Below are 24,586 nucleotides of genomic sequence, written 5' to 3'. Positions count from 1 at the left end.
GCAGATTCGACTGACTAAATAGTAAAACTTGTACGTGATCCACAGCACTGCAAACAGAAAAGCCCTGCGGATTCCCACAAGGCTTTCTCTTTTGAGGCGGAAAGATCAGATGCTACCCAACGCTCCAAGAGCCTTAGCGGTCAGATAGTAAAATGTAACGCGGCTCTTGGTGCGGTCGTCCTTCATTGTTGCGCATACGGACTCGATTGCGGCATCGGCTTTGGCCACATCTGTCAAGCCAAGCTTCTTTTCCACCCAATTGGTACGAACGCGCGCCAATTCTTCAGGATCAGAACAGGATACCAGTGATGAATCCCGGTTGCGTAGAGCAATGCCGAGATGTTTGACGATCTTTGCAACGACAGCTTCATCAGCCGCAGCATCGTAATGACGGACATCGGTTAGATAGTCACTCATGTAAAAATCTCCTGATTGCTAGGCCCAATGCGCTGCATTGCAACCTCCCCTGACAATGAAGACATGGCGCGCTGCGGAAAACAGGCTGGCCAATGTCCACGCTAGACAAAAGGAACATTCCTCAGCAATACCCCCAAGTCAATCACTCTTTGGCTCGGCCGATGTCAGGCTTTATCGCGAAACCGCTTTCGAAATCGTCCGCCAAAGGATAGTACAGCGGCATCAAATGACAGGAAGGCACCGCCATGGATACTGTGGAAATTACGACGCGCAGCGATTTTGCCATGTGGGCGATTGAGCGCGCGCAGGAGATAGTGCGATCCGAAGGGTCCGCTCTTGCCCTCGCCGCGCGCGATATGGATGAGGCCGGATTGAAAGAGTCCGGAGCAGCGCTGGGCAAGGCCATTGCCGATGCTATGCTGGAAGTCTTTGACGGCCTTGTCCCTGAGTAAGCGTGCAGAGCTATCAGGCCGCCGATCTGCCCATTTCCAATTCACGCGTGCGACCAATGCGTGTCATCAACTCTTCGAACATTGCATCGCGCTTCAGCTGGACTGCATAGTGGCGGTGCAATTCGGAAACCAGCCTGCCTTTACGGCCCAATTGTTCATCGGCATAGCCAATCATCAATGAGTTCGGCCAGGCCTGAGGCCGGATTGTTCGCAGTCTTTCGAAAAGCCGATCTTCAGCCTCATCCGGACTGGCTTGCGCCATAAGCGTCAGCATAGCGGCAGTCGAGCGTGAAACGCCCATATGGCAATGCACAAGCAGGTGGCCCTCAACGCGATCTTCTGCCGATTGAAGAAGGCGAGAGCCGAAGTTGAGTATTTCCGTCACATGATGTTGCTGAGGTAGAACACGATCTGGCGCAGGGTCGATAATGTCGTGAAATTGCAGGATTGTGCGGTCATGGACACCATAGGACTGAAACGCTTCCAGCTCTGGCCAGTCGGGATCAACGATTGAAAGCACATGGCTGACGCCGCGCTCCCTTTGGCCGGGAAGTTCATCGATACCGCATATTGTAAGCGTGGATATTTTCAACGTCTGCATGATCTGACCGCTTTCTGGTGACTGTTGGCTCTGCTTATAAGGGAACCGAGCAGTCGCTGCTACACTTGCATCAACCGGAAAATCAATGATTTGCGCGTTGATTTAATTATGCGGCACACCTATATACGTTCCGCTGGCTTCGGCCAGCTATGGTGATAAACGGACGATGAAATAAGCCCATTGGACCCGGGGGCGGTACCCGGCGCCTCCACCACAATGCAGCAGAACAACGCTGCCTTGTGGCGGGGGCGAAATAGGATCGACAAGGGTGTAAAGATCGAACTTTTGCCCGGCATTGTACCACCGTTATCGGGCTAACTCAGTAGTTGCAAACGACAACTATGCGGAAGCACGTATCGCTGCTTAATGCAGTGCTATAGCTTCAAATCAAGTCCTAGGGGTTCGCACTTCTAGGCGGGGTTCGGAGGTACCTGGCAACAGAAACCTCCACTTTCCTCTCCTTCAAAACCTTTAAAACGCTCCTTCGCATTTCTGCGTTGTGACCTCCTGCTGCCTTTGCGCCTGCAAAGTCCCGCTTGACGATCGCGTTTGTCAGGCGTATATAACCATTAAGTTAAATAACCGAATGGTTCTACAGCAATGCAAACAGACCGCCTCGACAATATTTTTTCTGCGCTGGCCGACCCTACCCGCCGTGCGATTCTTGCGCGGCTTTCACTCGGAACAACTTCGGTAACGGAACTGGCAGAACCTTTCGAAATGTCAGGCCCCGCTATTTCAAAACATCTGAAGGTTTTGGAACGTGCAGGCCTGGTCATTCGTGGCCGGGAAGCGCAGTGGCGGCCATGCAGCCTCAATGCTGCACCGCTGAAGGAAGTCGAGACCTGGATCGAACATTATAAACGCTTCTGGGAAAACAGCTTCGACCGGTTGGAAGAATATCTGGAAGAGCTACAGGTGGAGGACAAGAAAAATGATTCAGAACAATAGTGCCGAAATAGCAAACACTGTTGCCGGGCGGGTCCTGACTATCAATCGGGTTTTCAATGCCCCACGTTCCCTGGTTTTCAAGGCGTTTACCGACCCGAAGCGAATGCTGCAATGGCTTGGGCCCCGGGACTATCCCGCAAGTTTCGTGGAAGCGGATGTTCGCCCCGGTGGCAAATGGCGGGCATGCCTGGACTCGGCGGCAAATGGCGAGGAACTTTGGCACGGCGGAATCTATCATGAGGTCGTACCAGACGAACGGCTCGTCTTCACATTTGCATGGGATCAGGAAGACGGAAAAGCAGGCAGGGAAACACTTGTCAAAATCGATCTCGAAGATTTGGCCGGCAAGACCAAAATGCAGTTTCAACAGTCCGAGTTCGACACAGTGGAAAATTGTGAAGGCCACCGGCAGGGTTGGAACAGCGCCTTCGACAGGCTGGAAGAACTGCTCGCCTGAAATCAGCAGCGACGAAGCAACAGCAACAGGAGATGATCATGCAACACCAGATCGTATCACGAGAACAATGGCTCGAAGCGCGCACTGCACTGCTCGAAAAAGAAAAAGCCTTTACCAAAGCGCAAGAGCGCATGAGTGCGGAAAAACGCGCGCTGCCTTGGGTAAAAATCGAAAAGGATTATGTCTTTGATGGCCCTTCAGGAAAGGTAACGCTCTCTGATTTGTTCAACGGACACAGCCAGCTTTTCATCAAGCATTTCATGTTGGCACCCGGTCAGGAAAAACCATGTTTCGGTTGCGGCCTCGTTGTGGATCACGTGGAAGGCATTTTACGGCATCTGGCAAATAATGACGTGTCTTATGTCGCCATTGCGCGGGCGCCAATTGCTGAAATCGAAGCTGCCCGTAAATCCATGGGCTGGAACTTTCCCTGGGTGTCGTCTTTCAATAACGACTTCAACTATGATTTTGACGTGTCATTTACTGCGGAGGAAAGAGAGAAAGGCACGGCATTCTACAATTATGAATATGGCGACCCGGGGATCGACGATTTGTCGGGCGGCAGCGTGTTCTACAAGGATGAAGACGGCCAGATCTATCATACCTATTCAGCATTTGGCCGCGGTGATGAGCAATTCCTTGGTGTCTACGCCTATTTCGACATCATGCCAAAGGGCCGCAATGAAAATGGTCCGCATTTCAATCTTGGCGATTGGGCGCGGCTGAAAAACACCAATGGCCGGACCAGCAATCCGCCAGCGCCAATCCACGAGCAAGCCGCTGCATGCGCTTGTTCGACACATAGCTGACTTTGCACCATGTGCTGCACACTCATTGCACTGTGCATCGCAATGGCAACCGCAACCCGGGCGAGTTTGAAAAACATTCTCGCCCGGCGGCTGCGCCTCCTTGCCTATGCCATCGCGTCCATCACCGTGATTGTGGGCTCAGCTTTCGCGGCAGAGCATGTCCGGCACTATTTCAACAGGGCCGCCAATAATGAGCGTTCTGTACTGGCTGAAATTCTCGCGCAGCCCATTTGCAGCGGCGTGCCAGCAAATGGAGCCAAACCCATCCAGCTAACTGATGCGAGCTATAAAAAATCCTCCGGACAATGAAATTCGCTTGAGTTTCTTCGATATGGTTGGTTAAATCATTCACATGGTTCGCTGATCAAGCGCCAAAACCCTCCCCCCAAATTCCCTTAAAGCTAGCGGCGTTCCGCGTCTGCTGTTCGTAAATCTATGAAGCTGATAGCCGTGAGCGCGCGTCAGCAGGAGCTATCCATGCACATTCTAAATGAAAGGTTTGTCGTCCTCACAGGCGGCCCGGGCTCAGGAAAAACAACTCTCATTGAAGAGCTGAAACAACGCGGTCACGCCGCCTCGGTCGAAGCTGGGCGAGCGATTATCCAGCAGCAAACAAGCATTGAAGGACCAGCGCTTCCTTGGAAAGACCCTGCCCTTTTCTCCGAACTGATGCTTTGTTGGGAACTGCGATCTTACGAGATTGCACAAGAAGTAGATGGGATGATCTTTTTCGATCGCGGCATCCCGGACATCGCAGGATATCTGCAACTATCGCAGCTTGCGGTGCCCGCACATGTTCAAAACGCTGCCGAACAATACCGGTATAACCCGCTGGCTTTCATACTGCCCCCTTGGGAAGAGATCTTTGAGCAAGATAGGGAACGCAAACAAACATTTGCGGAGGCTGTCCGGACCTATCATGCCATGGTGAAAGCCTATGGGCATTTTGGCTATGACCTGATCGAAGTGCCTCGATTGCCAGCCAGTCACCGGACCGACTTTATCCTTGAGCACCTATCATGAAAAAGGCCCGGATTTGCATCCGGGCCTTTTTGCAGATCTGAAACTCAGAATTACTCGGCAGCAGCACCGACTTCAACAGGACGGCGGCCGATCGTCAGTTGTGTGACGGCGAAAGCTATCACGGCGCACATGGCAATACCGGCGGCCATCGGCAGTGGCTTGCCTGTGAAGAAAAGCGCCGCAACAATCATGGCGATGATCGATATCACGAACTGCAAAGTACCCAACAGAGCCGACGCGGAACCGGCAATTTCTCCGTGCTCTTCCAATGCAAGAACACCGGTTGTCGGGATAACAAGGCCGAGGAAGCCATAGCCGACAAAGAGGAATGCAGCCAGAACCGGCAATTGATCAAAGCCGGCGCCCATGACAACAACCATGGCGGCCAATGTTATGCCAAAGCCCGTAACTGCCATACGCATGACACGCACCAGACCAAAGCGGCTGCCAAGCCAACCGGTCAATTGCGACACGGTGAAAAACGAAACCGCGTTGATCGAGAAAGCAATACTATATTGCGTTGGTGTCAGGCCGTAGTGGTCAATCAAGACGAAAGGCGAGTTGGCAAGATAGACGAGGAAGCTCGCAATGCCAAAACCGCCAATCATCGACAAGACCATAAAGTTGCGATCACGCAGCAGAATTCCGTAAGCAGTGAGCGCACTACGCAAGCTACTTTCCGCACGCGCTTCCTTTGGCCGGGTTTCTTCAAGCTGTGTTGACAGCAAAACCAGACCGATAAGGGCGGCAATCATTACGGCCCAGAATACGCCGCGCCATCCAAAAAAGTGAATAACCGCACTGCCTGTCAACGGCGCTAGAATAGGAGAAATGCTGAACACCAGCATCAGCAGCGACATAAGGCGAGCGGCCTGAACGCCAGTATGCATGTCACGTACAACAGCGCGTGGAATGACCATACCTGCTGCACCGCCAATTCCCTGCAGGAAGCGGAATGCGACCAGCGTCTCAATATTTGTTGCCAGGGCGCAGCCAATGCTGGCTACTGTAAACAGACCGATCCCCATATAGAGAGGTAGCTTGCGACCCCACATATCCGAGAGCGGACCATAGACGATCTGGAAGAGGGCAAAGGACAGGAAAAAGGCCAAAAGACTCATTTGCACGGCATTTTCACCAGCCGCCAGATCGGCACCGATGAATGGAAGCGCAGGCAAATACATATCGATCGCAAAAGGACCGATGGCCGACAGCAATCCAAGGATGATTGCATAACGTAGGAAGGAGGACTTCATGGTGATGCTCTTTCAAGCAATCGCGGCACAGGAGCGCGTTGCATTTACGAATTGAACGGTCTTGATAGAGCAGGGCCGTCTCAATTTGATGAAACACCCTGCCCTATCCGAAATTTCTTCGCAGCTTCCCCCGGACAGCCAGAAATCCGGTTTTGGGCACTGCGCTAAACATGAAGGCGTCTGCTTGGGAGGAGCATGGCGCTCATGGAAAATACTGCGTCAATATATTTGGACACAGGTGTAAAATTAGACACTATTGTCTAACACGTCAAGACGCATTATCTTGGGCCTATGAAAAATCACGCGATGGCTTTAAGCCGACCATCAACTGCACGCAAAGACACCGGTCCCACACAACGCGGTCAATGTTCAAAACGTGTGTCTATTCTGGATGCCGCAGCAAATGTTTTTTGCCGGGAAGGCTTTTCCGGAGCCAGTATTGATGAAATTGCGATTGAAGCATGCGTCTCGCGCCAGACAATATATAACCACTACCGCGAAAAAGAAACGCTGTTTGTCGCAGTGATCGAAGATGTTATGGAGCGGGCAAACGCCATGCTTTTCTCTACACTTTCGACCTTTCCCGACAAGCCCGATCATCTGCAACAAGATTTGGCCGATTTCGCCATAAGGCTGACAAAAAATTGCCTGTGCAACGATGACGGAAAGTTCCTACGCAGGCTTGTCCAATCCGAGGGCGAGAGATATCCGCATTTGTTCGAAGGATGGCGCCAGCACGGTCCATGCAAAATAAGCACGACGCTTGGCGCGCTGTTTGCAAAGCTCGCCCACAAGGGTGCATTGCGAATCGATGATTTTGACCTTGCCGCCCGCCAATTTCTGGCGCTGGTGAATGCCGATCTCCAAATGATTTATCTGTTTGGTGGCAAACCGACAGAAGAAGAACTGCAGACCGCTGCCAAAAATGCCGTTGAAACTTTCTTGCGAGCCTATGGTCCGCGCGTACAGGAAACCAGCAGCCAACCGGCTCCTGTCCTGATGGCTGTCAGCTGACTTCCACATTTGAATTGCGAAAGCGTCTACCAGCAAAGTACAATTTGCTCATTTATTGTGGTCCTTGGTTGTCTGACGCCAAGCCGCTGTAAAATTTGCCGCAAATACTCTTGATAATGCGCTTCACAGACATCGATATCCTGTTTGCTGGATATATTTGCACCCATTGCTGACAATCGGTCGCAAATGCATTAGCGATGCGCCATAATGGTCGGATACGATTTCTATCTCCGCTTGACAGGCAGGGGGGAATCCATGGGATAAGAGTGCATGCCACAAGATATGATCCGTTACGATATACTTGCCCAGGAAGCGCTTCGCGGCGTTATCCGTAAGGTGCTAGGTGAAGTTGCCAAAGCAGGCCTGCCGGGCAACCACCATTTTTTCGTCACCTTTTTGACCGGCGCACCCGGCGTGCGTATTTCGACGCGGCTTCACGAAAAATATCCGGAACAGATGACGATTGTCCTTCAACATCAATTCTGGGACATGCAGGTCACAGACACCCATCTTGAAGTCGGCCTATCGTTTGGCGATGTGCCGGAGAAACTCGTCGTGCCATTCTCCGCGATTCGCGGTTTCTATGACCCTTCTGTAAACTTCGAGCTGGAGTTCGATGTGGAGGTTGAAGAAACCGTTGGCGACAATGACCAAGGTATCACCAGCATAGCGCCAACCGACATTGCTGACGGTCCCAAGCTCGCTTCGACCAGCGCCAAGCCAAAGCCTCCGGCAAAATCCGCCAAGAAACCGGCCAAGCCATCCGGAAAGTCGGAAGCGGCAGCCGATGCAAGCTCAGACGATAATGGCGAGAAAGCTTCTGCTTCGGTGGTATCGCTCGACTCCTTCCGCAAGAAGAAATAACGACCTCCATGGCCGAGATCGTCAACCTGCGGCAGGTCAGGAAACGCAAAGCCAAAGATGCTGAAGAACAGGTTGCGGCTCAGAACCGCATCTTGTTCGGGCGCACCAAGACTGAGAAGAAGTTCGAAACTGCATTAACCGCTAAAGCAGAGCGGTTTTTGGACGATAGCCGGCTGGAAAAGCCCTTGGACGACAAGTGAGTCTTGTCCAGAAGCGCTCGGTGACAATTCACGGGCACCGCACCAGCTTTTCGCTCGAAGATCCCTTTTATGAAATTATCACCTCCATTGCACAAACCCGCCAAATGACGCTGGCGGCACTTATCGCACAGGTCGACAAAGATCGGGATCGCGACTCCAGCCTTTCATCCGCATTGCGATTATACGTATTGGCTTGGGTGCAAAGTGGCGGCATGTCTACGCAAAAATAATTCCGGCATCATGTAGGATTGGTCAGTCTTCCTTCGTCTTTCAGGCAGTTCAAATCGCAATGAAAGGGAATGACATGCCAATCAAACAAAAAATTACTCCATGCTTGTGGTTCGAAGGCAATGCCGAAGGAGCGATGGAGTTCTATTTTTCCATCTTTGAAAATGGAAAGATTCTGGAAAAGAGCTATTGGGGCAAAGGCGGCATGGGACCGGAAGGGTCTTTGCTGACCGCTCGATTTGAAATCGCCGGTCAGGAATATCTGGCGCTGAATGGCGGTCCGGAATTCAAATTCAACGAGGCCATCTCTCTTATAATCGATTGTGGATCCCAGGCTGAAATAGATGAGCTCACCGAGAAGTTAACTGCAAATGGCGGTGAAATCGGCCCATGCGGCTGGGTAAAGGACAAGTTTGGCCTGTCATGGCAGATCGTGCCTTCGGTGCTTGGTCAAATGATGCAAGACAAGGACCAGACAAAGGTTGACCGCCTTTTGGGAGCACTCCTGCAAATGCACAAGCTCGACATCAGCAAGCTGGAAGCGGCTTTTAGGGGCGAGTAAAGATCACTGCGGAACGGCATTCGGCTCGATGGTTTGCAAAAACTCATCGAGCGACTGCCGGTCAATGGCGCCTTGCGGCTGCGCTGGCGGAGGGGCGGCAGGTGGGTTCTCAAGAGCTTTGCGCGCTGCTTCCTCGGCGGCTTTTCTTTCCGCCGCCTCGCGCGCTTCCTGCTCAACCTTGAGGCGCGCGACCCTCACCCGCTCTTCCGCAAGCGCCTGAAACAATTGCGTCTCGCGGCGCAAACGCTGCTTTTCCACCAGCGATGCCTGCAGTGTTTCCACCCGCTGCTGCTCGCGCTCCAGCGCGCGCTGGGTCAGGAACTGCTCAAGCGGTTGGCGATTAAAGGTGACCGCAGGGCCATGCCATGGGCCATCCAGCGTAAACTCGACTACGGGATCGGCACCGACGACAACGGTCTTTCCGGGCTCAAATGTCAGTTTGCCTTGGGAAGCCACCATCATTTCCGGGAAATTTATCCGCAAATCAGCAAAAAGCCGGGCATCCCCATTGTTTAACTGGAATGTCGATGTGCGCGCCACTCCTCCAGCAATCGTATAGGGAATTTCAGAGGCAGTTGCCTTCAACGCTCCGGCATTCAGATATTTACCAATGATCGCATCGATGGTGGCGGTTGTAACGGGCCCTTCCATGGCGTCGACATCCGCCAAAATCGGCACCAACGCTGCCGGATTAAGCGCGTTGATCGTAAGATCGCTTACCGCCACGACTCCAGAGCCAGCGATGGATTTGACCAATTCCGCCATCGACGTGCCCGTTGCATTGACGGACGCCGAAATTTTTGCCTTGCCTTGAACAGCAGCAATAGCCGTTTCCGGTTGATAGAGTTCGTCAATGCCCGCTTGATCAAGCGTGAACTGGCCCGTCGCCAAGCCGGTACCGCTTGTATTGCGAAGCTCGAACATGCCAGCCAATTTGCCGCCGAAAAGGTCACCCTTGACATCATCAAGGCGCAAAGCACCGTCTTTCAGCGTAGCACTGGTTTGAAAATTGCCTATCTCGCCTATAATCCCCGTATCGGCAGTTTCTGCGCGCAATTTGAGGTCAAAGCCCATCGGGAAAAGCGGGCTGGCAAGAAATGGTTGTTGCGGCCACTGCGACTTGCCATCGCCATCCGTACTGCCTGTGCCAAGAACAAATTGCGTGACGGCATCAAGATTAATCTGAGCGAGCGTGAGATCGCCTTGCGCATTTGGTACGCCATTGTCGAGCACGAAGCCGATGTGCCCTCCAATTTTTGTGTCGTTCACCTGCCCGCTCAGATCGGGCAGCATGAGTTTGCCATTGTTAAGGGAAAAGCTGCTGGCTGCATCAATCGGCGTGCCGTTCCCGAAGCCTGGCACGGAATAGCCTGCCGTTGCGAGATAGGCATCGATATCGCTGCTCTTGAGCGATGCCCGTCCCTCCCCGTTCAGGCTACCATCCGCATAGCGGAAACTACCATCCAGTAATGCGCGACCGTCCGGCGCTTTCAAAGCGAGCTGCGTCTGAAATCCGGCATTCTGGTTTCCTTTAAGGGCGATATCGGCTTCCAACTCTCCGGCAAGACCAAGCGGCAATGCTGGCAAGCCAATAAAGGCCATCAACCCTTCGGCATGATCGGTACGCGCATTCATGGTCAGTTCGAGTGTGCGCAATTGCTCCTCATTCATGGTGCTTGTGCCGGAAAGAGTGATGTTCATCCCACCCGACTTTCCCGCGGCACTCAACGAAAACTCATTTGTTCCAGACTTTCCATGCAGCGTATTGGCGAGGACACTCATCTGCGTATCCTCGAAGAGACCTGGGAAGCGTGATGACCGCTCCTTCATGGCAACGAGAAACGGGAAATCCGGGAAACGCTGTGCAAGCGCATCGACAAAGGGCGCCATGTCATCCGACAGCAATGTTGCGTCAACCGACCCTGATGGCTCCGTCTTGAAGGGCTCCAGCTTGCCGGTGGCGGTGATCGTAGTGCCAGCGACACTGCCAATAGTCAGGCGATCAATATCGAACACACCTTCGCGCAGACGGAACGCCGTATCCACCGTTTCAGCGACAAATCCGCCATGGGCGACCGGTCCTGCTTTCAGGTCAACATCAAGGTCCTGCCCGTTTAATATTGCGGAACTGCCATTTGATGCATTGCTGCTGAACAATGCGGCGAAAGCCTCCAGCGCATCTGCATCGAGCGCGCCGCCTTCCAGTTTCAATTGCGTCAGCGGCAGTGAATCGCCCTTGGCGCTACGAACCAGCGTTCCCTTCAACGAGGCACCGCCGAGCGCAAGCTCAAGATTATCGACCTTCTGCAATTCATCATGCAGGCTCACATCGCCGGAGAAACCGGCACCGCGAATACGGCGAATGGAATCGTCCACTGTGTTTGTCAGCCAGACGGCAAGTCCGGAAGGTTGGCGCGATGCGACAAGCAATTTGCCATCGAAGCCGAAATTGTCGCCAACCTGCAAGACGCCTTTTGCTTCAAATTGTGTACGTCCTGGCAATTCCGCCTTGAGCTGATTTATTACCCAATTACCGGCTGCGGGCGCTGCATCAATCGTTACCGAACGAATTGTCGTATCGCCGGCGACGATAGCAGGCAGTTTCAAATCTATTCTTCCGGGCATGGTCGGCACAGGAAGCTGATCCATCAAACGCCGGAATATACCAAGGCGCTGAGCCGCGGTTTCAGGGTTTGCTTTGGCGTTTGCCTGCTCTGCCTCCTGATTGCCGAATGTTACTTGCTGACCATCGGCTTTCACCTCAAATCGCGGATTATCGCCATAGTCAAAATGGGCGTTGCCATTGACCACATAGGGGTCCGCCACCGGCCCCTGCTCCATATGAAACTCCGGTATGGTTATCCTGGCATGATCGGCTTCAAATTGTCCGGACAGGCGAAGACTGGAGAGCAGCGGCTTGTCTGCCGATCCTGCTTTTTCTCCTGATTTATCAGCGACTTCGTCGCGAGAACGAATGTCGATGCGGCCGGCATATTTCAACGCACCCTGATCGAGCGTTATCTGGCCGTCCGTTTCCATCGCAGCCGGAATATTGTCCGGAATGACACGCGCGTGCATTTGCAACGATCCGTCCGGTTTCAATGCGCCGGTCGAAGAGGAAACGGAGATTTTTTTGCCGTTGAAGAACAAGTTCCCGTCGAATTTCCATGGTCCGGAAAGATCGTCAGCAGACATGGTGGCATTCAAATCGGAGATTGAGCGCGTTGTCCCCGTCGAAGCATCGCGAATGATCAGCGAACCATTGCTAATCTGCAAATTCTCCAGCTTGACCTGCGTTTTCTGGAAAGGAGTGCGCGGCCGGATTGCCCAATCGACTACGCCGCCTTCACTTATCCGCACTGTTGCAGCCGGTTTTTCCAGCCGCATGTCAAATATGAGAATCTCACCGCGCAGAAAGGGAGCAAGCTCCGCATCCATGGAGAATTTCTCGATGGTCATTACCGGTTCAACGCCCGGGTCACCGACACGAACATCCGAAAAGGTAACGGATGGGAACGGCAAAAGCCGCGCACTCGCGCTTCCGGCAACAGTCACGGGACGGCCAAGCAATGTGGATGCTTCACGTTCGAACGAAGAGCGATAGCCGGCCCAGTCGACGAAATATGGCACAACCAGCGCTGCGGTCAGCAGCAGTACCAACAATCCGCCGATGAAAACAAACAAACGTGCCAGTGTCTTACTCCGATAGGTTCGCGCCAATCACCATAGAAACGACTTTATGGCAGTGCCGAGACATGACCGTTTCTATGCGCGATTTGCAATGCTTACACCATGCTTTAACACCCGGAATCAAAATGCGAACCTAAAGGCGTAAGATCTTGCCGGGATTCATGATATTCCCCGGATCGATAGCCCGCTTGATCGTTTCCATGACATCAACGGCACCGCCGAGTTCAGCGCGAAGAAATTTTATCTTCCCCTGCCCGATCCCATGTTCGCCGGTGCACGTTCCATCCATCGCGATAGCACGAAGATTGAGGCGCTCCACAAATGCCTCCACATTTTCGATTTCAGCTGGATTCTTCTCATCGAAAAGCACAAGAACATGGAAATTGCCATCACCGGCATGACCGACGATAGGTGCAATCAAGCCGCTCTTCTCAATATCCTTTTCGGTTTCGACGATGCATTCGGCCAGACGAGAAATTGGCACGCAGACATCAGTGGACAGCGATTGCTTGCCGGGCGCCAATGTCATGCAGGCAAAGTAGGAATTATGCCGGGCGGCCCAAAGTTTTTCCCGCTCCTCAACATTGGCAGTCCACTTGAATTCGCCGCCGCCATTGGCAGCTGCAATCTCTCCAAACAACTCCGCCTGCTCCGCCACACTCGTCTCGCTGCCGTGAAACTCTAGGAACAGATAAGGCGCAGGATCATAATCCAGCTTGGAGTAGGCAATCATTGCCGTCATTTCGAGCTCATTGACAAGTTCGATGCGTGCAACGGGAATGCCCATCTGGATCGTCTCAATAACCGTATTGCAGGCGCTTTCCAGATCAGGAAAAGCGCAAATGCCGCCCGAAATGGCCTGTGGGATGCCGTATAATTTCAACGTCAGCTCAACGATAATACCAAGCGTTCCCTCAGAACCAATCAAAAGCCTCGTCAGATCGTAACCGGCAGACGTCTTTTTCACCCGCTTCGACGTTGTAATAAGCCTGCCGTCCGGCATCACGGCCTTAAGAGCCAAGACATTTTCCCGCATCGTACCGTAGCGGACAGCGTTTGTTCCTGACGCGCGGGTTGCAGCCATGCCCCCAAGGCTAGCATTTGCACCAGGATCAATAGGAAAGAACAGACCAGTATCACGCAGATACTCGTTCAACTCTTTGCGTGTGACGCCCGGCTCTATAACGACATTCAAATCGTCATTATAGACTTTGAGAATACGATTCATCCGCGAAAGATCGATTGATATGCCACCGGCCGGCGCATTCACCTGGCCTTCGAGCGAAGTTCCAGTTCCAAATGCGATAACAGGCACCTGCCATTCGCCGCAGAGGCGGACGACCTCCTGCACGTCTTCGATAGACTCGGCAAATACAACCAGATCAGGTGCCTGATTAGGCACATAACTTGTGGTATGGGCGTGCTGCTCGCGGATGGATTTTCCGCCTTGGGCATTATCGCCGAAGCGCTTTTTGAGGATGGATACTACGGTTGCAATACCGTTTTCGTTGCGCAGCAATGCACCTGCGTCTGCCAATGCCATTCCAGTTTCCAGCCTTTTGTTGGATTCTCTTCAGAACGGTATTTTTAGGCAATACACGGGCCTTGTCTAGTTGTAACTCTGCGTTACACGAAAGGCCGCAGGCGTCAGTTCTTCGGCGCCTTAATCTTCGTCATCATCATCATCATCATCATCGTCTTCACCGGGTGACCAGTCGGTTACTGCAACGAAGCGTTCCTGCTCACCAGTTTTTTCAAAAACACTGCCAACGGGCGAATCCAGAAGAGGAATAATACTCGGATCATAGTTTGCGATGGTATTAACGTCGAAGATGCCACTATTGTCGGGATCTTCCATATAGTCGTCGCTCTCAAAGCCGGAGAGGAAGCGCCAACCACTATCAAGATCATTATCAGGATCTTCGCGATACATGAAACGCACTGGATAGCCGTCAATCGTTATCGTGTCAGTCGCAATGCAACCACCATAATTGCGTATCAGTGGCCGTATTTCTTCCTTGGTGAGTCGGTAACTTTTATCCATAGCCGATTTTAGTTGATCGTCATGGACTTGGCTAGCTTCCGGAAGCGGTCAGCATATTTGCTCTTTTCCGTAGCATTGACGATGAGGATGGCGCGCACATAGCGATTGGTTTCAAACCGCGCGATCTGGGCCACGTAAAGCGCATCGCCGCTGGCGGAATCTGTCGCTGTTCCATCGATTTCGATCCATTCCGCGCCATCGACCTCGCTGCTTGTCTCATTATCGGATTGGACATCCTTGATTCCGGTTAGCGATGCGAAGGCCTTTTTCGAAAACTCCAGCCGCGTGGCGGCCTCAGGCGCTGTATTCAGGTTTGAAGCAATAATCACCATTGGTTGCATCGAGTTGATGGCAACATCATTTGGCCCCTCGGTCAAAAGCAAGGTGGCTCCGGCAATAACACGCACGGGGCGAAAACCGGACGTATCTGCAACTTTGAAGGGCAACGACGCAATCTGGTCCGGCAAGCTTGCGGGCGCGCGAACAACCAAAGTACGCAGAGCTTTTTCCACATCGGCATCCGACAACGCACCTTTGGCACCATCCGGTATCTGGACCGTCACCATTGCAGTTGTGCTTTCGGCACCGACAAGCACAATCCACTTGCGATATTTGACGCCAGCTGCCACCTGACTGGCGCGGATCAGTTTTGAAACAACAGCGCCCTGCACCGACCATTCCTCAGGCCCGGATATGGTTTCTATACCCGTAGCCAGTAGGCCTTCCCGATTAAACCCCGCAGCGATTGTGGCATAGGCATCAACGGGAAGTTCGGTCACGACGATAGATGTGCCCTTGGCTGGGTCTTCGAAACCGCTGAAACTGGAAGATGGTACCAAACCGGCTGGCGGAACCAAGCCAATACCTGATCCACTTGGAAAAACCGCTTCTTGCGCAAATCCGGGTTGGGCGATCACCAACAAAACAAACAAGAGGCCGAAGACCCGTCCAACAAACTGCATTTATCAAATCCTGTTTTATTAACGCACAAATAGTAAGCACAGAACGATCCGGCAAGCGATTGGTTTCGCAAGTCCGGTCGACCATTCGTACAGCTGCGTTGAATTGCTCTCAGCTCAAATTCTTCTTGAAAAACTCAACCGTGCGGCTCCATGCAAGATCGGCAGTCTTCTTGTCGTAGCGCGCAGCAGAGGTGTCGTTGTTAAAAGCATGGTTCGCACCTTCATAGACATGAATCTCAAAGGTCTTTCCATTGGCTTCAAGCGCTTTCCTGTAATCCTCAATTCCGGCATTAATCCGTGAATCGAGACCCGCATATTGCAAAAGCAGGGGGGCTTTGATCTTTGCCACGTCTTCCGATTTCGGCTGACGACCATAATAGGCTACGCCTGCCCCAAGCTGTGGCGCATTGACAGCAAGATCGTTGACCATGCCACCTCCCCAGCAGAAACCAACAGCGCCAACCTTGCCATTCGATGATTTGATTTTGGCAAGATAGTCCAGAGAGGCGACGCCCTCTGCAATCGCGGTTTTTGAATCGAGCGCGCTTATCATGCCACGGGCTTTTTCCTCGTCCTCGGGCGTCCCGCCCGCTGATGACAGAAGATCCGGCGCCATTGCCACAAAACCTTCAAGGGCCATACGCCGGGCAACGTCGCGAATATGGCCGTTTAACCCGCGATTCTCGTGGATGACGACAACTGCTGGAAGCTTACCAGACGCATCGGCAGGAACAGCCAGATAGGCCTTGATATCGCCGGAAGGTCCTGCAAATACGAGATCTTTGGTGAAGAGCCGTTTGTCTTCCGGTGCGATGATTGCAGCCTGAGCAGAATTTGCTGCGAGCATGGGAGCAATAACTGCCGCAGCAGCGCCCGAACCTGCAAGCTTTGTGAGCTTGTCCATGAAAGAGCGGCGGTCGAGCGTCAGGTGAGTATACTCATCAAACGCGTCGACCATCGCCTGTGTAATATTCGGATGCTTTGTTGGTTCGCTCATTTTACAATCCTTTTAGAGGAAATGAGCCGCCCTCCTCCAATCAAGTCCTGACACGATGCGACAGGATGCCGGTAGAAAGAGCAACACCAAGTCCCGTGATAATTGCTGCCGCAATTTCCCAGACACCGAGCGCCTCGTCAAGGAAGATGGAGCCACCCACAGCAGCAAGCACCGGAGTGAGCGCGCTGAACGCGGCAGCCTGACTGCCACCAAGCGAGCGAACGGCTATTCCGTAGGCAAGCATAGCAGCCAGCCCGGAGAGCACACCCTGGCTCAAAAACTGCAAGCCGATTTCAGACAGCGGTACATCCATGATCGTTGTGCCGAAAAAAGCAGCCAGCACCAGATGGATGATGAATGACCAGACAGCAATCAAAGCGCCACCATGCAGAGCAGTCAGACCTGAACGCTTGAAAGCGTGGGTATAACCAGCCCATAGCAATGCGCCGAATGGCAGAAACACAAAGCTCACCCATGAAATCTGATGGCTGCCGATGGCTAGCGTCAGCAGAATGGCAAGCCCGGCAACAATGGCAGCAAGGCCAAGCCAGCGTGCAGCATCCGGGCGTTCGCCGAACAGGACAACCCCGATCAGTGCGGCTGCAAGGGGCATTGAACCGCCGAGCAGCACGCCTACGGCGGCGGCGGGCGTCGAATGAATGGCGAAGGTGGTGATCTGGAAGAACAATACGCCCGCGCCACAAACCATGATTGCGAGCAACGCCAAGGGAACATTGCGGGGCAGCAAGCCCGTCTTCAGCCAGACCGGCGCCAGCACCAGCGCGGGAAGACCGTAACGAATGAGCCCAAGATCGATAGTACCAAGATGCGTACCGCCGGAATGGCGGGTGGCAATGATCCACGTTGCCCAGATGAAGACCGTAACCAAAGCGCCGGCATAACCGGGAGCCAGAGAGGCAGATTTGTTGATTTCGGGTGAGATCGCAACCATTGAAATATCCTTTCAGATTAGTCTGAATGTGTTTCCATGGGAGCAATATAGAGCGAATGCCTCTGGCATGTCCTTGCAAGTTGATGCCACTTAGCCTATGATTTCAGCTACTTTCGATAAGATTTAACCTTGTTAAAGGCAGGATATGCCAAATCTTGATAAATTCGATATTGGTATTCTTGAGGCACTGCAAGGTGATGCACGGGCCACAAATGTCGAGATTGCAGAAAAGGTGAATCTGTCACCTTCTCCTTGCCTGCGGCGCATCCGAAATCTGGAAAAGTCCGGCGTCATTCGAGGTTACCGCGCCGATATTGATCGCAAGGAAGTCGGGCTTGGACTGACCGTCTTCGTGGAAATAAAGGTGGGACAGCACAGCAAGGCAAACTCCGAACTTCAGCAAGCGGCTTTGATCGCCATGCCGGAAGTGACCGGCGCGTTCCTTATTTCAGGAACCGCGGATTTTCTTGCTGAGGTGGTGGTGGAAGATCTCTCCGCCTATGAGCGGTTTCTTACGGAAAAACTGCTGGTCCTGCCCGGCATATCGGACATTCGCTCAAACTTTGCCATTCGCACAATCAAGACCAACAGTCCCTTGAAACTACCGCAGCGCTGAATCAGGATTCGCAGAAGGTAATCCGATTGCTGAACGGGTCAGTAACGGTGACTTCTCGTCCCCAGGGTGCTTCTTCAAGACCAGGTTTCATGAAACGGTAGTCTTGGGAATGCAGTTCCTTATGGAAAGCCTCAATGCCTGTCATGCGGACATAGACCCGCGCGCCGGGGCTGGCATCACCTGAATGCTCGCTAAGATGCAGTGTCAGATCGGAACGTGATACCTGACAATAAAGCGGAAAATTGTCTCCAAACCGATGCTCCCAATCGAGCGTGAAGCCAAGAAAATCGAGATAGAATTCCCGGGCTTTAGAAACATCAAAGATACGGAGGATGGGATTGGCAGGTCCGAACGAGATACCTTCTTTCGGGGCTGGTTCATCGGCAATTTTGGCCGCAAGCACATTCCAACTATCGAAACCGAAACCGGCTGCGACGAGTTCAAGCCCCTCACCGTGAGAAATTTTGATATTCTTTTCGTCCAGAGCGTTGCGCAGCGATTTGGCAATAGCCTTGGCGTCATTGAAAGTACGCATAATCATTCCTTCGTCGTCGGTGAATCTGGAAAGTCAGTGCTCGCATTGCCGACCAGTTCACCTTTCAAAGGATGAAGCCAAGCTTATTTATTCGATACATTCACCGTAACCCGAAGGCCGCGAGCGGCTGGCTGTATCAGCCGCTTGCAGCAATATTCCTGCTTCGGATTACCGTCAATCTTATTTTGGCAGAGTATAGGCGATGACATAATCCCCCGGCTTTGTGCCGACCGAACCATGGCCACCCGCAACAATGACCACATATTGCTTGCCATCATCCAAGGAGAAGGTCATCGGCGTTGACTGGCCACCGGCAGGAAGGCGAGCCTCCCAAAGCTGCTTGCCATCAGTCACGTTATAGGCGCGCAGATAATCATCAACCGCGGCCCCGAGAAACGCAACGCCACCGGCTGTGATGATCGGACCGCCAATGCCCGGCACCCCAACCTTGAATGGCAATGGCACTGGCGAGGAATCCCGCACAGTGCCATTGCGGTGCTTCCAAGCGATCTTGCCTGTACGCAGATCGGCACCGGCGACATAGCCCCATGGCGGCGACTGGCAAGGCAGGCCAAGCGGTGAAACAAATGGACCCATCACCACCGCGTAAGGAGCGCCCTCATTGCGGTTAAGCCCCTGCTCGCTACCCTTGGTGCCAACTCCGGGCGGAGGCACATCGGCGCGTGGCACAAGACGCGAGGTAAAGGCAAGATATGTCGGCATGCCGAACATGATCTGCCGTTCCGGGTCAACTGCGACGCCGCCCCAGTTGAACACGCCAAAATTACCCGGATAGACGAGTGATCCTTGCAATGATGGCGGAGTATAGCGCCCTTCATAGCGCAATTTCAGGAATTCGATCCGGCAGACGAGCTGGTCGAACATAGACACGCCCCACATATCCTTGCCCGTCAAAGGTGGCGGCGAGAATGTCAGGTCCGAAATCGGCTGCGTGGGAGAGGTAAAGTCACCCTCGATAGCGCCTGTCGGCGCGGGAATTTCCTTGATCGGAATGATCGGCTCGCCCGTACGGCGGTCGAGAACATAGAGATCGCCCTGCTTGGTTGGTCCTACCAGTCCCGGCACTGTGCCATTGACCGTATTGATATCAACTAGCGTTGGTTGTGCAGGAACATCCATGTCCCAAAGATCATGATGGACAGTCTGGCGCACCCAGCGCATCTGACCGGTATTAAGATCAAGCGCAACGATTGAGGACGAGAATTTCTCCACATTTGCGGAGCGCCCAGCACCAAGCTGGTCAGGTGTCTGATTTCCAAGAGGTACATAGATCAGACCAAGCTTTTCATCGGCACTGGAAACAGACCAGCTATTGGGAGAATTATGCGTGTAGGTCTGTCCATCCGGCAAAGGTGTCGTTACATCCGGATTGCCGGAATCCCAGTTCCACACAAGCGCGCCAGTATTGATATCGAAAGCGCGGATGACACCGGACTGTTCCTTCGTCGAATAATTATCATTGACCGCGCCACCGATTATGATCTTTCCCGCCGCAACAACGGGCGGCGATGTGGAATAGTAATAGCCTGCGGGGTTATAGGGCATGCCTTTTTCAAGATGCAGCGTGCCTTTGTCAGCAAAGGACGAGCAAATCTGGCCATTGGCCGCATCAAGCGCAATCAAACGCGCGTCGGACGTCGGCAGATAGACGCGTTCGGCACAAGGCTTGCCTGGTGTGGCAGCAGGATCGGCATAATAGGAAACGCCCCGGCAGGTCTGATGTTGACGATCGGGATTCATGCCGGAATTGGAATCAAACTTCCACTTTTCCTTGCCTGTTGCCGCATCAAGCGCGATGGCCCAATTGTGCGGCGTGCAGATGAAAAGTGTATCGCGAACCTTGAGCGGCGTGACCTGATAAGTGGTCTCGCCAACATCCTCCGGCAACTTGACGTCGCCAGTCTGATAGGTCCAGGCGACTTGCAGCTTGTCAACGTTTTCGGTGGTGATCTGCTTCAACGGTGAATAACGCTGACCATAGGGCGTACGCCCATATTGGTGCCAATCGCCCTCCGGCATATTGCCGCCCAGATCGACAGTATCTGAGACAATTTCCCTGCTCAATTCACCCGTAATTTGCAACGGATCCTGGGTCATCGAATAGCCTGCAACAACCAGCGCCACAACAACAGCAACGGACAACGACAGAGCCGGAACAGCGGAGGAAGAACCAGCACCGCTTGCAGATGAATTCAAGCCCCGCCTGATCCATGGTGTGAGCAGCCACAGCCCAAGGATCATGATGACGCCGCCGCGTGGCGCAAGCTGCCACCAGTCGAAGCCGATTTCCCAAATGGCCCAGCCAAGCGTTCCTACCACCAGCAGCGCATAAAGCAGCAGAGCGGATGACCGCCTACGGAAGAGCAGAAAAGCAACCACAAGGAACGCAAGCGCAGCAATGATATAATACCAACTGCCGCCCAGGACAGCGAGCCATACACCGCCGACGCCAAGAGCCGCGCCAATGAGAAGGAAAACGAGTGCCGTGAGAGTGATTGCCATGAGGAAAGTCCCTTTCCGATCTCAATCAAAACCAGATGATCCTGACATGAGGCGACGAATGTTGCCATCGGCTGTCAAAACCTTGAAGTCACGAGTCATTAATCAAAATGGGTAGGCTCATAAATCGAGTGACGCAATATCCTGACTTGATATTTCAACCGCCCACTTCAATTGAAAGTGGGGGGCTAATTGCAATTGTTCTCTTTTTGTATCGCATTTTTCTGGTTTTTCGGTACCGAATCACTACATTGGGTTCAAATGTCTGGATTACCTGACGATATTCCGTTTTTCGACGAACCTGATGCGCCCCGCCAGCCTTCGGGCATAGCTGCACGCGCCATGCAGGCGCGTAGTGCACCACCTTATCTCAATGGACTTAACCCCGAACAGCGACTGGCGGTTGAAACCACCGAAGGGCCTGTACTCGTTCTGGCTGGTGCTGGCACTGGCAAAACACGGGTTCTGACTTCCCGTATTGCGCATATCCTTTCGCTCGGCAAAGCTTGGCCAAGCCAGATACTCGCCGTCACCTTCACGAATAAAGCAGCACGCGAGATGAAGGAGCGCATTGGCGTTCTCGTCGGCGGTGCTGTCGAAGGGATGCCATGGCTCGGCACGTTCCACTCCATCGGCGTCAAGCTATTGCGCCGCCATGCGGAACTCGTGGGGTTGCGCTCCGATTTCACCATTCTGGATACGGATGATGTCATAAGGCTGATCAAGCAGATCATTCAGGCGGAAGGGCTGGACGACAAGCGCTGGCCCGCCAAACAATTTGCCTTGATGATTGATGGCTGGAAGAACAAAGGGCTCGGACCTTCCGAAATTGCTGAAGGCGATGCCCGGTCGTTTGCCAATGGTAAGGGCCGAGAACTTTACACCGCCTACCAGAACCGTCTGAAAACATTGAATGCCTGCGATTTTGGCGATTTGCTATGCCATCCAATCCGGATGTTCCGCGCCTATCCCGATATCCTCAAGGAATATCACGCCAAGTTCCGCTATATTCTCGTCGACGAGTATCAGGACACCAATACCGCGCAATATATGTGGCTGCGCCTGATCGCACAGGGATCGAAGAATGTCTGTTGCGTTGGCGACGACGACCAATCGATCTATGGCTGGCGCGGGGCAGAGGTAGACAATATTCTTCGCTTCGAAAAGGATTTCCCGGGCGCAGTCGTGATCCGGTTGGAGCGCAATTATCGCTCTACCGCGCATATTCTTGGCACCGCATCACATCTCATTTCCCATAATGAGGGACGGCTTGGCAAAACGCTTTTCACCGATGCCCCAAACCCGGAAGATGCCAAGGTCAATGTGCATGCCGGCTGGGATTCCGAGGAAGAGGCTCGGGCAGTCGGCGAAGAGATCGAACAAGCGCAGCGCAAAGGCCACAATCTCAATGATATTGCCATTCTTGTGCGCGCTTCCTTTCAGATGCGCGAGTTTGAAGACCGCTTTGTCACGCTAGGTCTGAATTACCGCGTTGTCGGTGGTCCACGCTTTTACGAGCGCATGGAAATACGCGATGCGCTGGCCTATTTCCGCGTTGTTGCGCAGGGTTCCGACGATCTGGCGCTGGAGCGCATTATCAATAATCCCAAGCGCGGACTTGGCGAAGCTGCAATCCGGCAGGTGCATGATTATGCCCGCGCCAAGGACATCGGCATGCTTGATGCAGCCGCAGATCTTGTTGAAACTGAGGAGTTGAAGCCCAAACCGCGCTCGGCTTTACGCGAAGTGGTGGAAAATTTCCGGCGTTGGCAGTCGCAAATTGATTCCGTACCCCACACGGAACTGGCGGAAAAGATTCTCGACGAATCCGGTTATACCGCCATGTGGCAGGCAGACCGCTCAGCCGAAGCGCCGGGTCGCCTCGAAAACCTTAAAGAGCTTATCCGCTCTATGGAAGAATATGAATCACTGCGCTCTTTCCTTGAGCATGTCGCGCTGGTCATGGATGCTGAGCAGAACGAAAATCTTGATGCTGTAAACATCATGACGCTGCACTCGGCAAAGGGGCTGGAATTTGAAACGGTCATTCTTCCCGGCTGGGAGGAGGGTCTGTTTCCGCATCAGCGTGCGCTGGATGAAGGGGGACGCTCTGGGCTGGAAGAAGAGCGCCGTCTTGCCTATGTCGGCCTGACGCGCGCCAAGAAAAACCTGCATATCTGGTTTGTTTCCAACCGCCGTATCCATGGTCTGTGGCAATCCACCATCCCTTCCCGCTTCCTTGAAGAACTCCCCGAAGCGCATGTTGAAGTAATCGCCGGTGGCGATAGCTATGGTGGATATGGCGGGCGCGGCGGCTACGGCCAATCGCGCTTTGATCGCGCCGACCCGTTTGAAAACAGCTACTCAACGCCCGGTTGGCAAAGAGCCCAGCAAAACCGTTCTGACGCCACACGCAATAATTGGGGCTCGCGCTCGGGCGCACGTGTGGAGCGAATAGGCTATGGCGAGACGGATTCCGGCCATGGCGCAGGGCGCGGCTCGGTTAAAGGACGCATGATTGATGGTGAACTCGTCGCCAAATCCGTCAGTGAAACGCCATCAAATTTCGATGTTGGCGACCGTGTATTCCATATCAAATTCGGTAATGGCAATGTCTCATCCATCGAAGGCAACAAGCTGACGATCGACTTCGACAAGGCCGGACAAAAACGCGTGCTGGATAGTTTCGTGAAGGGGATTTGACCAGCTACGTAAAGTTGCTGAAAGAATGTGCGTGGTATCTCTTTCGATAAGCCAGGAGAGCGAACCACGCCTATCGATTTTGTAAATTGCAATTTATCGTTCGCCTCCCCTTACCCTCTCCCTGAATGCTGCCATGTCCCAAGCGGGTCCGGGGTCTGATTTGCGACCGGGAGCAATATCGTCATGGCCTATGATATCTTCGATCTTATAGGCGGCGCAGATTGCCCGCGCTGCCGCTTGCGCTGTTTCAATCTGCGCCTTGGTGAAAACCTCCCAGCCACAATCCGGCACACCGAATTTATGGCGCGCCTCGATAATTTTGGAACGAACAACATCAACGCCCGTCCATGAAATCCAGCGGTCCTCAATTTTCTTGAGTGGCCCCCAATTTTCCATTTCCATGCCGATCGAGGAATTGTTCAAGCCGGAATAGAGCACGCCATTTTTCCCCGTCCATTGGCTTTTGCCCGCGTGCCACGCTATCCTATTGAAAGGAACACATTGCTTTACAGTCCCGTCACGGCGGATAACCAAATGGGCCGAAACATTGGCCGATTTTTTAGCGAAATAGCTGGCAATATCGGAATCCGGGCCGCTGGCCGTATAGTGAATGATCAGAAATTTCGGGGAAAGCTTCCCACCAATATTGGGCGATGGGATGAGGGGAATCGCACTGGATCCGACATATAGTCTGTGGCTTTTAACCGCAAAATTCATGAAAAAATTCCTTAAA

The 24,586-nt window shown here is 53.2% G+C and carries 25 protein-coding genes and 1 other RNA gene; 14 read left to right on the top strand and 12 right to left on the bottom strand.

The genetic code is table 11. The features are described from left to right. Positions 1-105 precede the first annotated feature (105 nt). The gene (locus ACTJI9_RS02375) at positions 106-417 is read right to left on the bottom strand and encodes a DUF2853 family protein (protein ID WP_115052593.1); all 312 of its coding nucleotides are present in this window, start codon (positions 415-417) and stop codon (positions 106-108) included. A 245-nt stretch (positions 418-662) separates the two neighbouring features. Between ACTJI9_RS02375 and ACTJI9_RS02370 the strand changes: the two genes are divergently transcribed. Next, positions 663-869: a hypothetical protein gene (locus tag ACTJI9_RS02370; protein WP_115052592.1), complete on the top strand. Its 207-nt coding sequence runs from the start codon at positions 663-665 to the stop codon at positions 867-869. 13 nt (positions 870-882) lie between these two features. Here ACTJI9_RS02370 and ACTJI9_RS02365 read toward each other — a convergent pair whose 3' ends face one another. Next, on the bottom strand, positions 883-1,470 hold the full coding sequence (locus ACTJI9_RS02365; RefSeq protein ID WP_354344112.1) for a tyrosine phosphatase family protein: 588 nt from the start codon (positions 1,468-1,470) through the stop codon (positions 883-885). A 93-nt stretch (positions 1,471-1,563) separates the two neighbouring features. On the opposite strand from ACTJI9_RS02365, the gene ssrA reads away from it, so the two are divergent. The 6 genes from ssrA to ACTJI9_RS02335 all read left to right on the top strand — a co-directional run bounded on the left by ssrA (position 1,564) and on the right by ACTJI9_RS02335 (position 4,710). Continuing rightward, positions 1,564-1,922, top strand: a transfer-messenger RNA (tmRNA) gene (gene ssrA, locus ACTJI9_RS02360). A gap of 148 nt (positions 1,923-2,070) precedes the next feature. Further along, positions 2,071-2,421, top strand: coding sequence for an ArsR/SmtB family transcription factor (locus ACTJI9_RS02355; RefSeq protein ID WP_115052591.1), 351 nt, complete (start codon positions 2,071-2,073; stop codon positions 2,419-2,421). Then, the gene (locus tag ACTJI9_RS02350; protein ID WP_440805753.1) at positions 2,405-2,878 is read left to right on the top strand and encodes an SRPBCC family protein; all 474 of its coding nucleotides are present in this window, start codon (positions 2,405-2,407) and stop codon (positions 2,876-2,878) included. The genes ACTJI9_RS02355 and ACTJI9_RS02350 overlap by 17 nt, the downstream gene beginning before the upstream one ends. 38 nt (positions 2,879-2,916) lie before the next feature. After that, positions 2,917-3,687: a DUF899 domain-containing protein gene (locus ACTJI9_RS02345; protein ID WP_440805749.1), complete on the top strand. Its 771-nt coding sequence runs from the start codon at positions 2,917-2,919 to the stop codon at positions 3,685-3,687. Between the two features lie 42 nt (positions 3,688-3,729). Next, the gene (locus ACTJI9_RS02340) at positions 3,730-3,996 is read left to right on the top strand and encodes a hypothetical protein (RefSeq protein WP_307279082.1); all 267 of its coding nucleotides are present in this window, start codon (positions 3,730-3,732) and stop codon (positions 3,994-3,996) included. Between the two features lie 168 nt (positions 3,997-4,164). Then, entirely contained in the window at positions 4,165-4,710 is a 546-nt protein-coding gene (locus ACTJI9_RS02335) for an AAA family ATPase (RefSeq protein ID WP_440805746.1), read from the top strand. A gap of 50 nt (positions 4,711-4,760) precedes the next feature. On the opposite strand, the gene ACTJI9_RS02330 is transcribed toward ACTJI9_RS02335, so the two are convergent. Then, positions 4,761-5,966 carry a Bcr/CflA family efflux MFS transporter gene (locus ACTJI9_RS02330; protein WP_115052587.1) on the bottom strand — a complete coding sequence of 402 codons (1,206 nt, stop codon included), beginning with the start codon at positions 5,964-5,966 and terminating at the stop codon, positions 4,761-4,763. A gap of 306 nt (positions 5,967-6,272) precedes the next feature. Between ACTJI9_RS02330 and ACTJI9_RS02325 the strand changes: the two genes are divergently transcribed. The 5 genes from ACTJI9_RS02325 (at position 6,273) to ACTJI9_RS02305 (ending at position 8,834) form a co-directional block, all read left to right on the top strand. After that, positions 6,273-6,980, top strand: a complete 708-nt coding sequence (locus tag ACTJI9_RS02325; protein WP_307279091.1) for a TetR/AcrR family transcriptional regulator — start codon at positions 6,273-6,275, stop codon at positions 6,978-6,980. A gap of 270 nt (positions 6,981-7,250) precedes the next feature. After that, a complete protein-coding gene (locus tag ACTJI9_RS02320) occupies positions 7,251-7,844 on the top strand; it encodes an SspB family protein (protein WP_336439802.1) in 594 nt (197 codons plus the stop codon). A gap of 8 nt (positions 7,845-7,852) precedes the next feature. After that, positions 7,853-8,044 (top strand): DUF4169 family protein, encoded by a 192-nt coding sequence (locus tag ACTJI9_RS02315; RefSeq protein ID WP_115052584.1) that lies wholly within the window; start codon positions 7,853-7,855, stop codon positions 8,042-8,044. Then, positions 8,041-8,274 carry a ribbon-helix-helix domain-containing protein gene (locus ACTJI9_RS02310; protein ID WP_115052583.1) on the top strand — a complete coding sequence of 78 codons (234 nt, stop codon included), beginning with the start codon at positions 8,041-8,043 and terminating at the stop codon, positions 8,272-8,274. Before ACTJI9_RS02315 ends, ACTJI9_RS02310 begins: the two co-directional genes overlap by 4 nt. A 74-nt stretch (positions 8,275-8,348) precedes the next feature. After that, entirely contained in the window at positions 8,349-8,834 is a 486-nt protein-coding gene (locus ACTJI9_RS02305; RefSeq protein WP_440805742.1) for a VOC family protein, read from the top strand. A gap of 3 nt (positions 8,835-8,837) precedes the next feature. On the opposite strand, the gene ACTJI9_RS02300 is transcribed toward ACTJI9_RS02305, so the two are convergent. From ACTJI9_RS02300 to ACTJI9_RS02275, 6 genes are all read right to left on the bottom strand, one after another. Further along, positions 8,838-12,554 carry an AsmA family protein gene (locus tag ACTJI9_RS02300; RefSeq protein ID WP_440805739.1) on the bottom strand — a complete coding sequence of 1,239 codons (3,717 nt, stop codon included), beginning with the start codon at positions 12,552-12,554 and terminating at the stop codon, positions 8,838-8,840. A 103-nt stretch (positions 12,555-12,657) separates the two neighbouring features. Further along, positions 12,658-14,067, bottom strand: a complete 1,410-nt coding sequence (locus ACTJI9_RS02295) for an FAD-binding oxidoreductase (RefSeq protein WP_115052581.1) — start codon at positions 14,065-14,067, stop codon at positions 12,658-12,660. A 120-nt stretch (positions 14,068-14,187) separates the two neighbouring features. Next, positions 14,188-14,568: a DUF2185 domain-containing protein gene (locus ACTJI9_RS02290; RefSeq protein ID WP_440805735.1), complete on the bottom strand. Its 381-nt coding sequence runs from the start codon at positions 14,566-14,568 to the stop codon at positions 14,188-14,190. 8 nt (positions 14,569-14,576) lie between these two features. After that, the gene (locus tag ACTJI9_RS02285) at positions 14,577-15,530 is read right to left on the bottom strand and encodes a hypothetical protein (RefSeq protein ID WP_115052579.1); all 954 of its coding nucleotides are present in this window, start codon (positions 15,528-15,530) and stop codon (positions 14,577-14,579) included. A gap of 109 nt (positions 15,531-15,639) precedes the next feature. Continuing rightward, the gene (locus ACTJI9_RS02280) at positions 15,640-16,527 is read right to left on the bottom strand and encodes a dienelactone hydrolase family protein (protein WP_115052578.1); all 888 of its coding nucleotides are present in this window, start codon (positions 16,525-16,527) and stop codon (positions 15,640-15,642) included. A gap of 40 nt (positions 16,528-16,567) precedes the next feature. After that, complete coding sequence (locus tag ACTJI9_RS02275) at positions 16,568-17,479, bottom strand: DMT family transporter (RefSeq protein WP_440805732.1); 912 nt, start codon at positions 17,477-17,479, stop codon at positions 16,568-16,570. 145 nt (positions 17,480-17,624) lie between these two features. Between ACTJI9_RS02275 and ACTJI9_RS02270 the strand changes: the two genes are divergently transcribed. Next, positions 17,625-18,095: an Lrp/AsnC family transcriptional regulator gene (locus ACTJI9_RS02270; protein WP_115052576.1), complete on the top strand. Its 471-nt coding sequence runs from the start codon at positions 17,625-17,627 to the stop codon at positions 18,093-18,095. A gap of 1 nt (position 18,096) precedes the next feature. On the opposite strand, the gene ACTJI9_RS02265 is transcribed toward ACTJI9_RS02270, so the two are convergent. Then, complete coding sequence (locus ACTJI9_RS02265) at positions 18,097-18,630, bottom strand: glyoxalase superfamily protein (protein ID WP_115052575.1); 534 nt, start codon at positions 18,628-18,630, stop codon at positions 18,097-18,099. A gap of 180 nt (positions 18,631-18,810) precedes the next feature. Then, positions 18,811-21,153, bottom strand: coding sequence for a glucose/quinate/shikimate family membrane-bound PQQ-dependent dehydrogenase (locus ACTJI9_RS02260; protein WP_440805731.1), 2,343 nt, complete (start codon positions 21,151-21,153; stop codon positions 18,811-18,813). Between the two features lie 258 nt (positions 21,154-21,411). Here ACTJI9_RS02260 and ACTJI9_RS02255 point away from each other — a divergent pair, with 258 nt between their 5' ends. Beyond that, a complete protein-coding gene (locus tag ACTJI9_RS02255; RefSeq protein ID WP_115053246.1) occupies positions 21,412-23,853 on the top strand; it encodes an ATP-dependent helicase in 2,442 nt (813 codons plus the stop codon). Positions 23,854-23,946: 93 nt separating this feature from the next. Here the strand turns inward: ACTJI9_RS02255 and ACTJI9_RS02250 are convergent, their stop codons facing one another. Beyond that, complete coding sequence (locus ACTJI9_RS02250; protein WP_440805729.1) at positions 23,947-24,570, bottom strand: N-acetylmuramoyl-L-alanine amidase; 624 nt, start codon at positions 24,568-24,570, stop codon at positions 23,947-23,949. Positions 24,571-24,586 lie beyond the last annotated feature (16 nt).

The sequence above is a fragment of the Phyllobacterium sp. 22552 genome (assembly GCF_052044585.1).
GTDB lineage: Bacteria > Pseudomonadota > Alphaproteobacteria > Rhizobiales > Rhizobiaceae > Phyllobacterium > Phyllobacterium ifriqiyense.
Note: the sequence above shows the minus strand (reverse complement) of the source record. Positions and strands in the feature narration are given on the sequence as shown.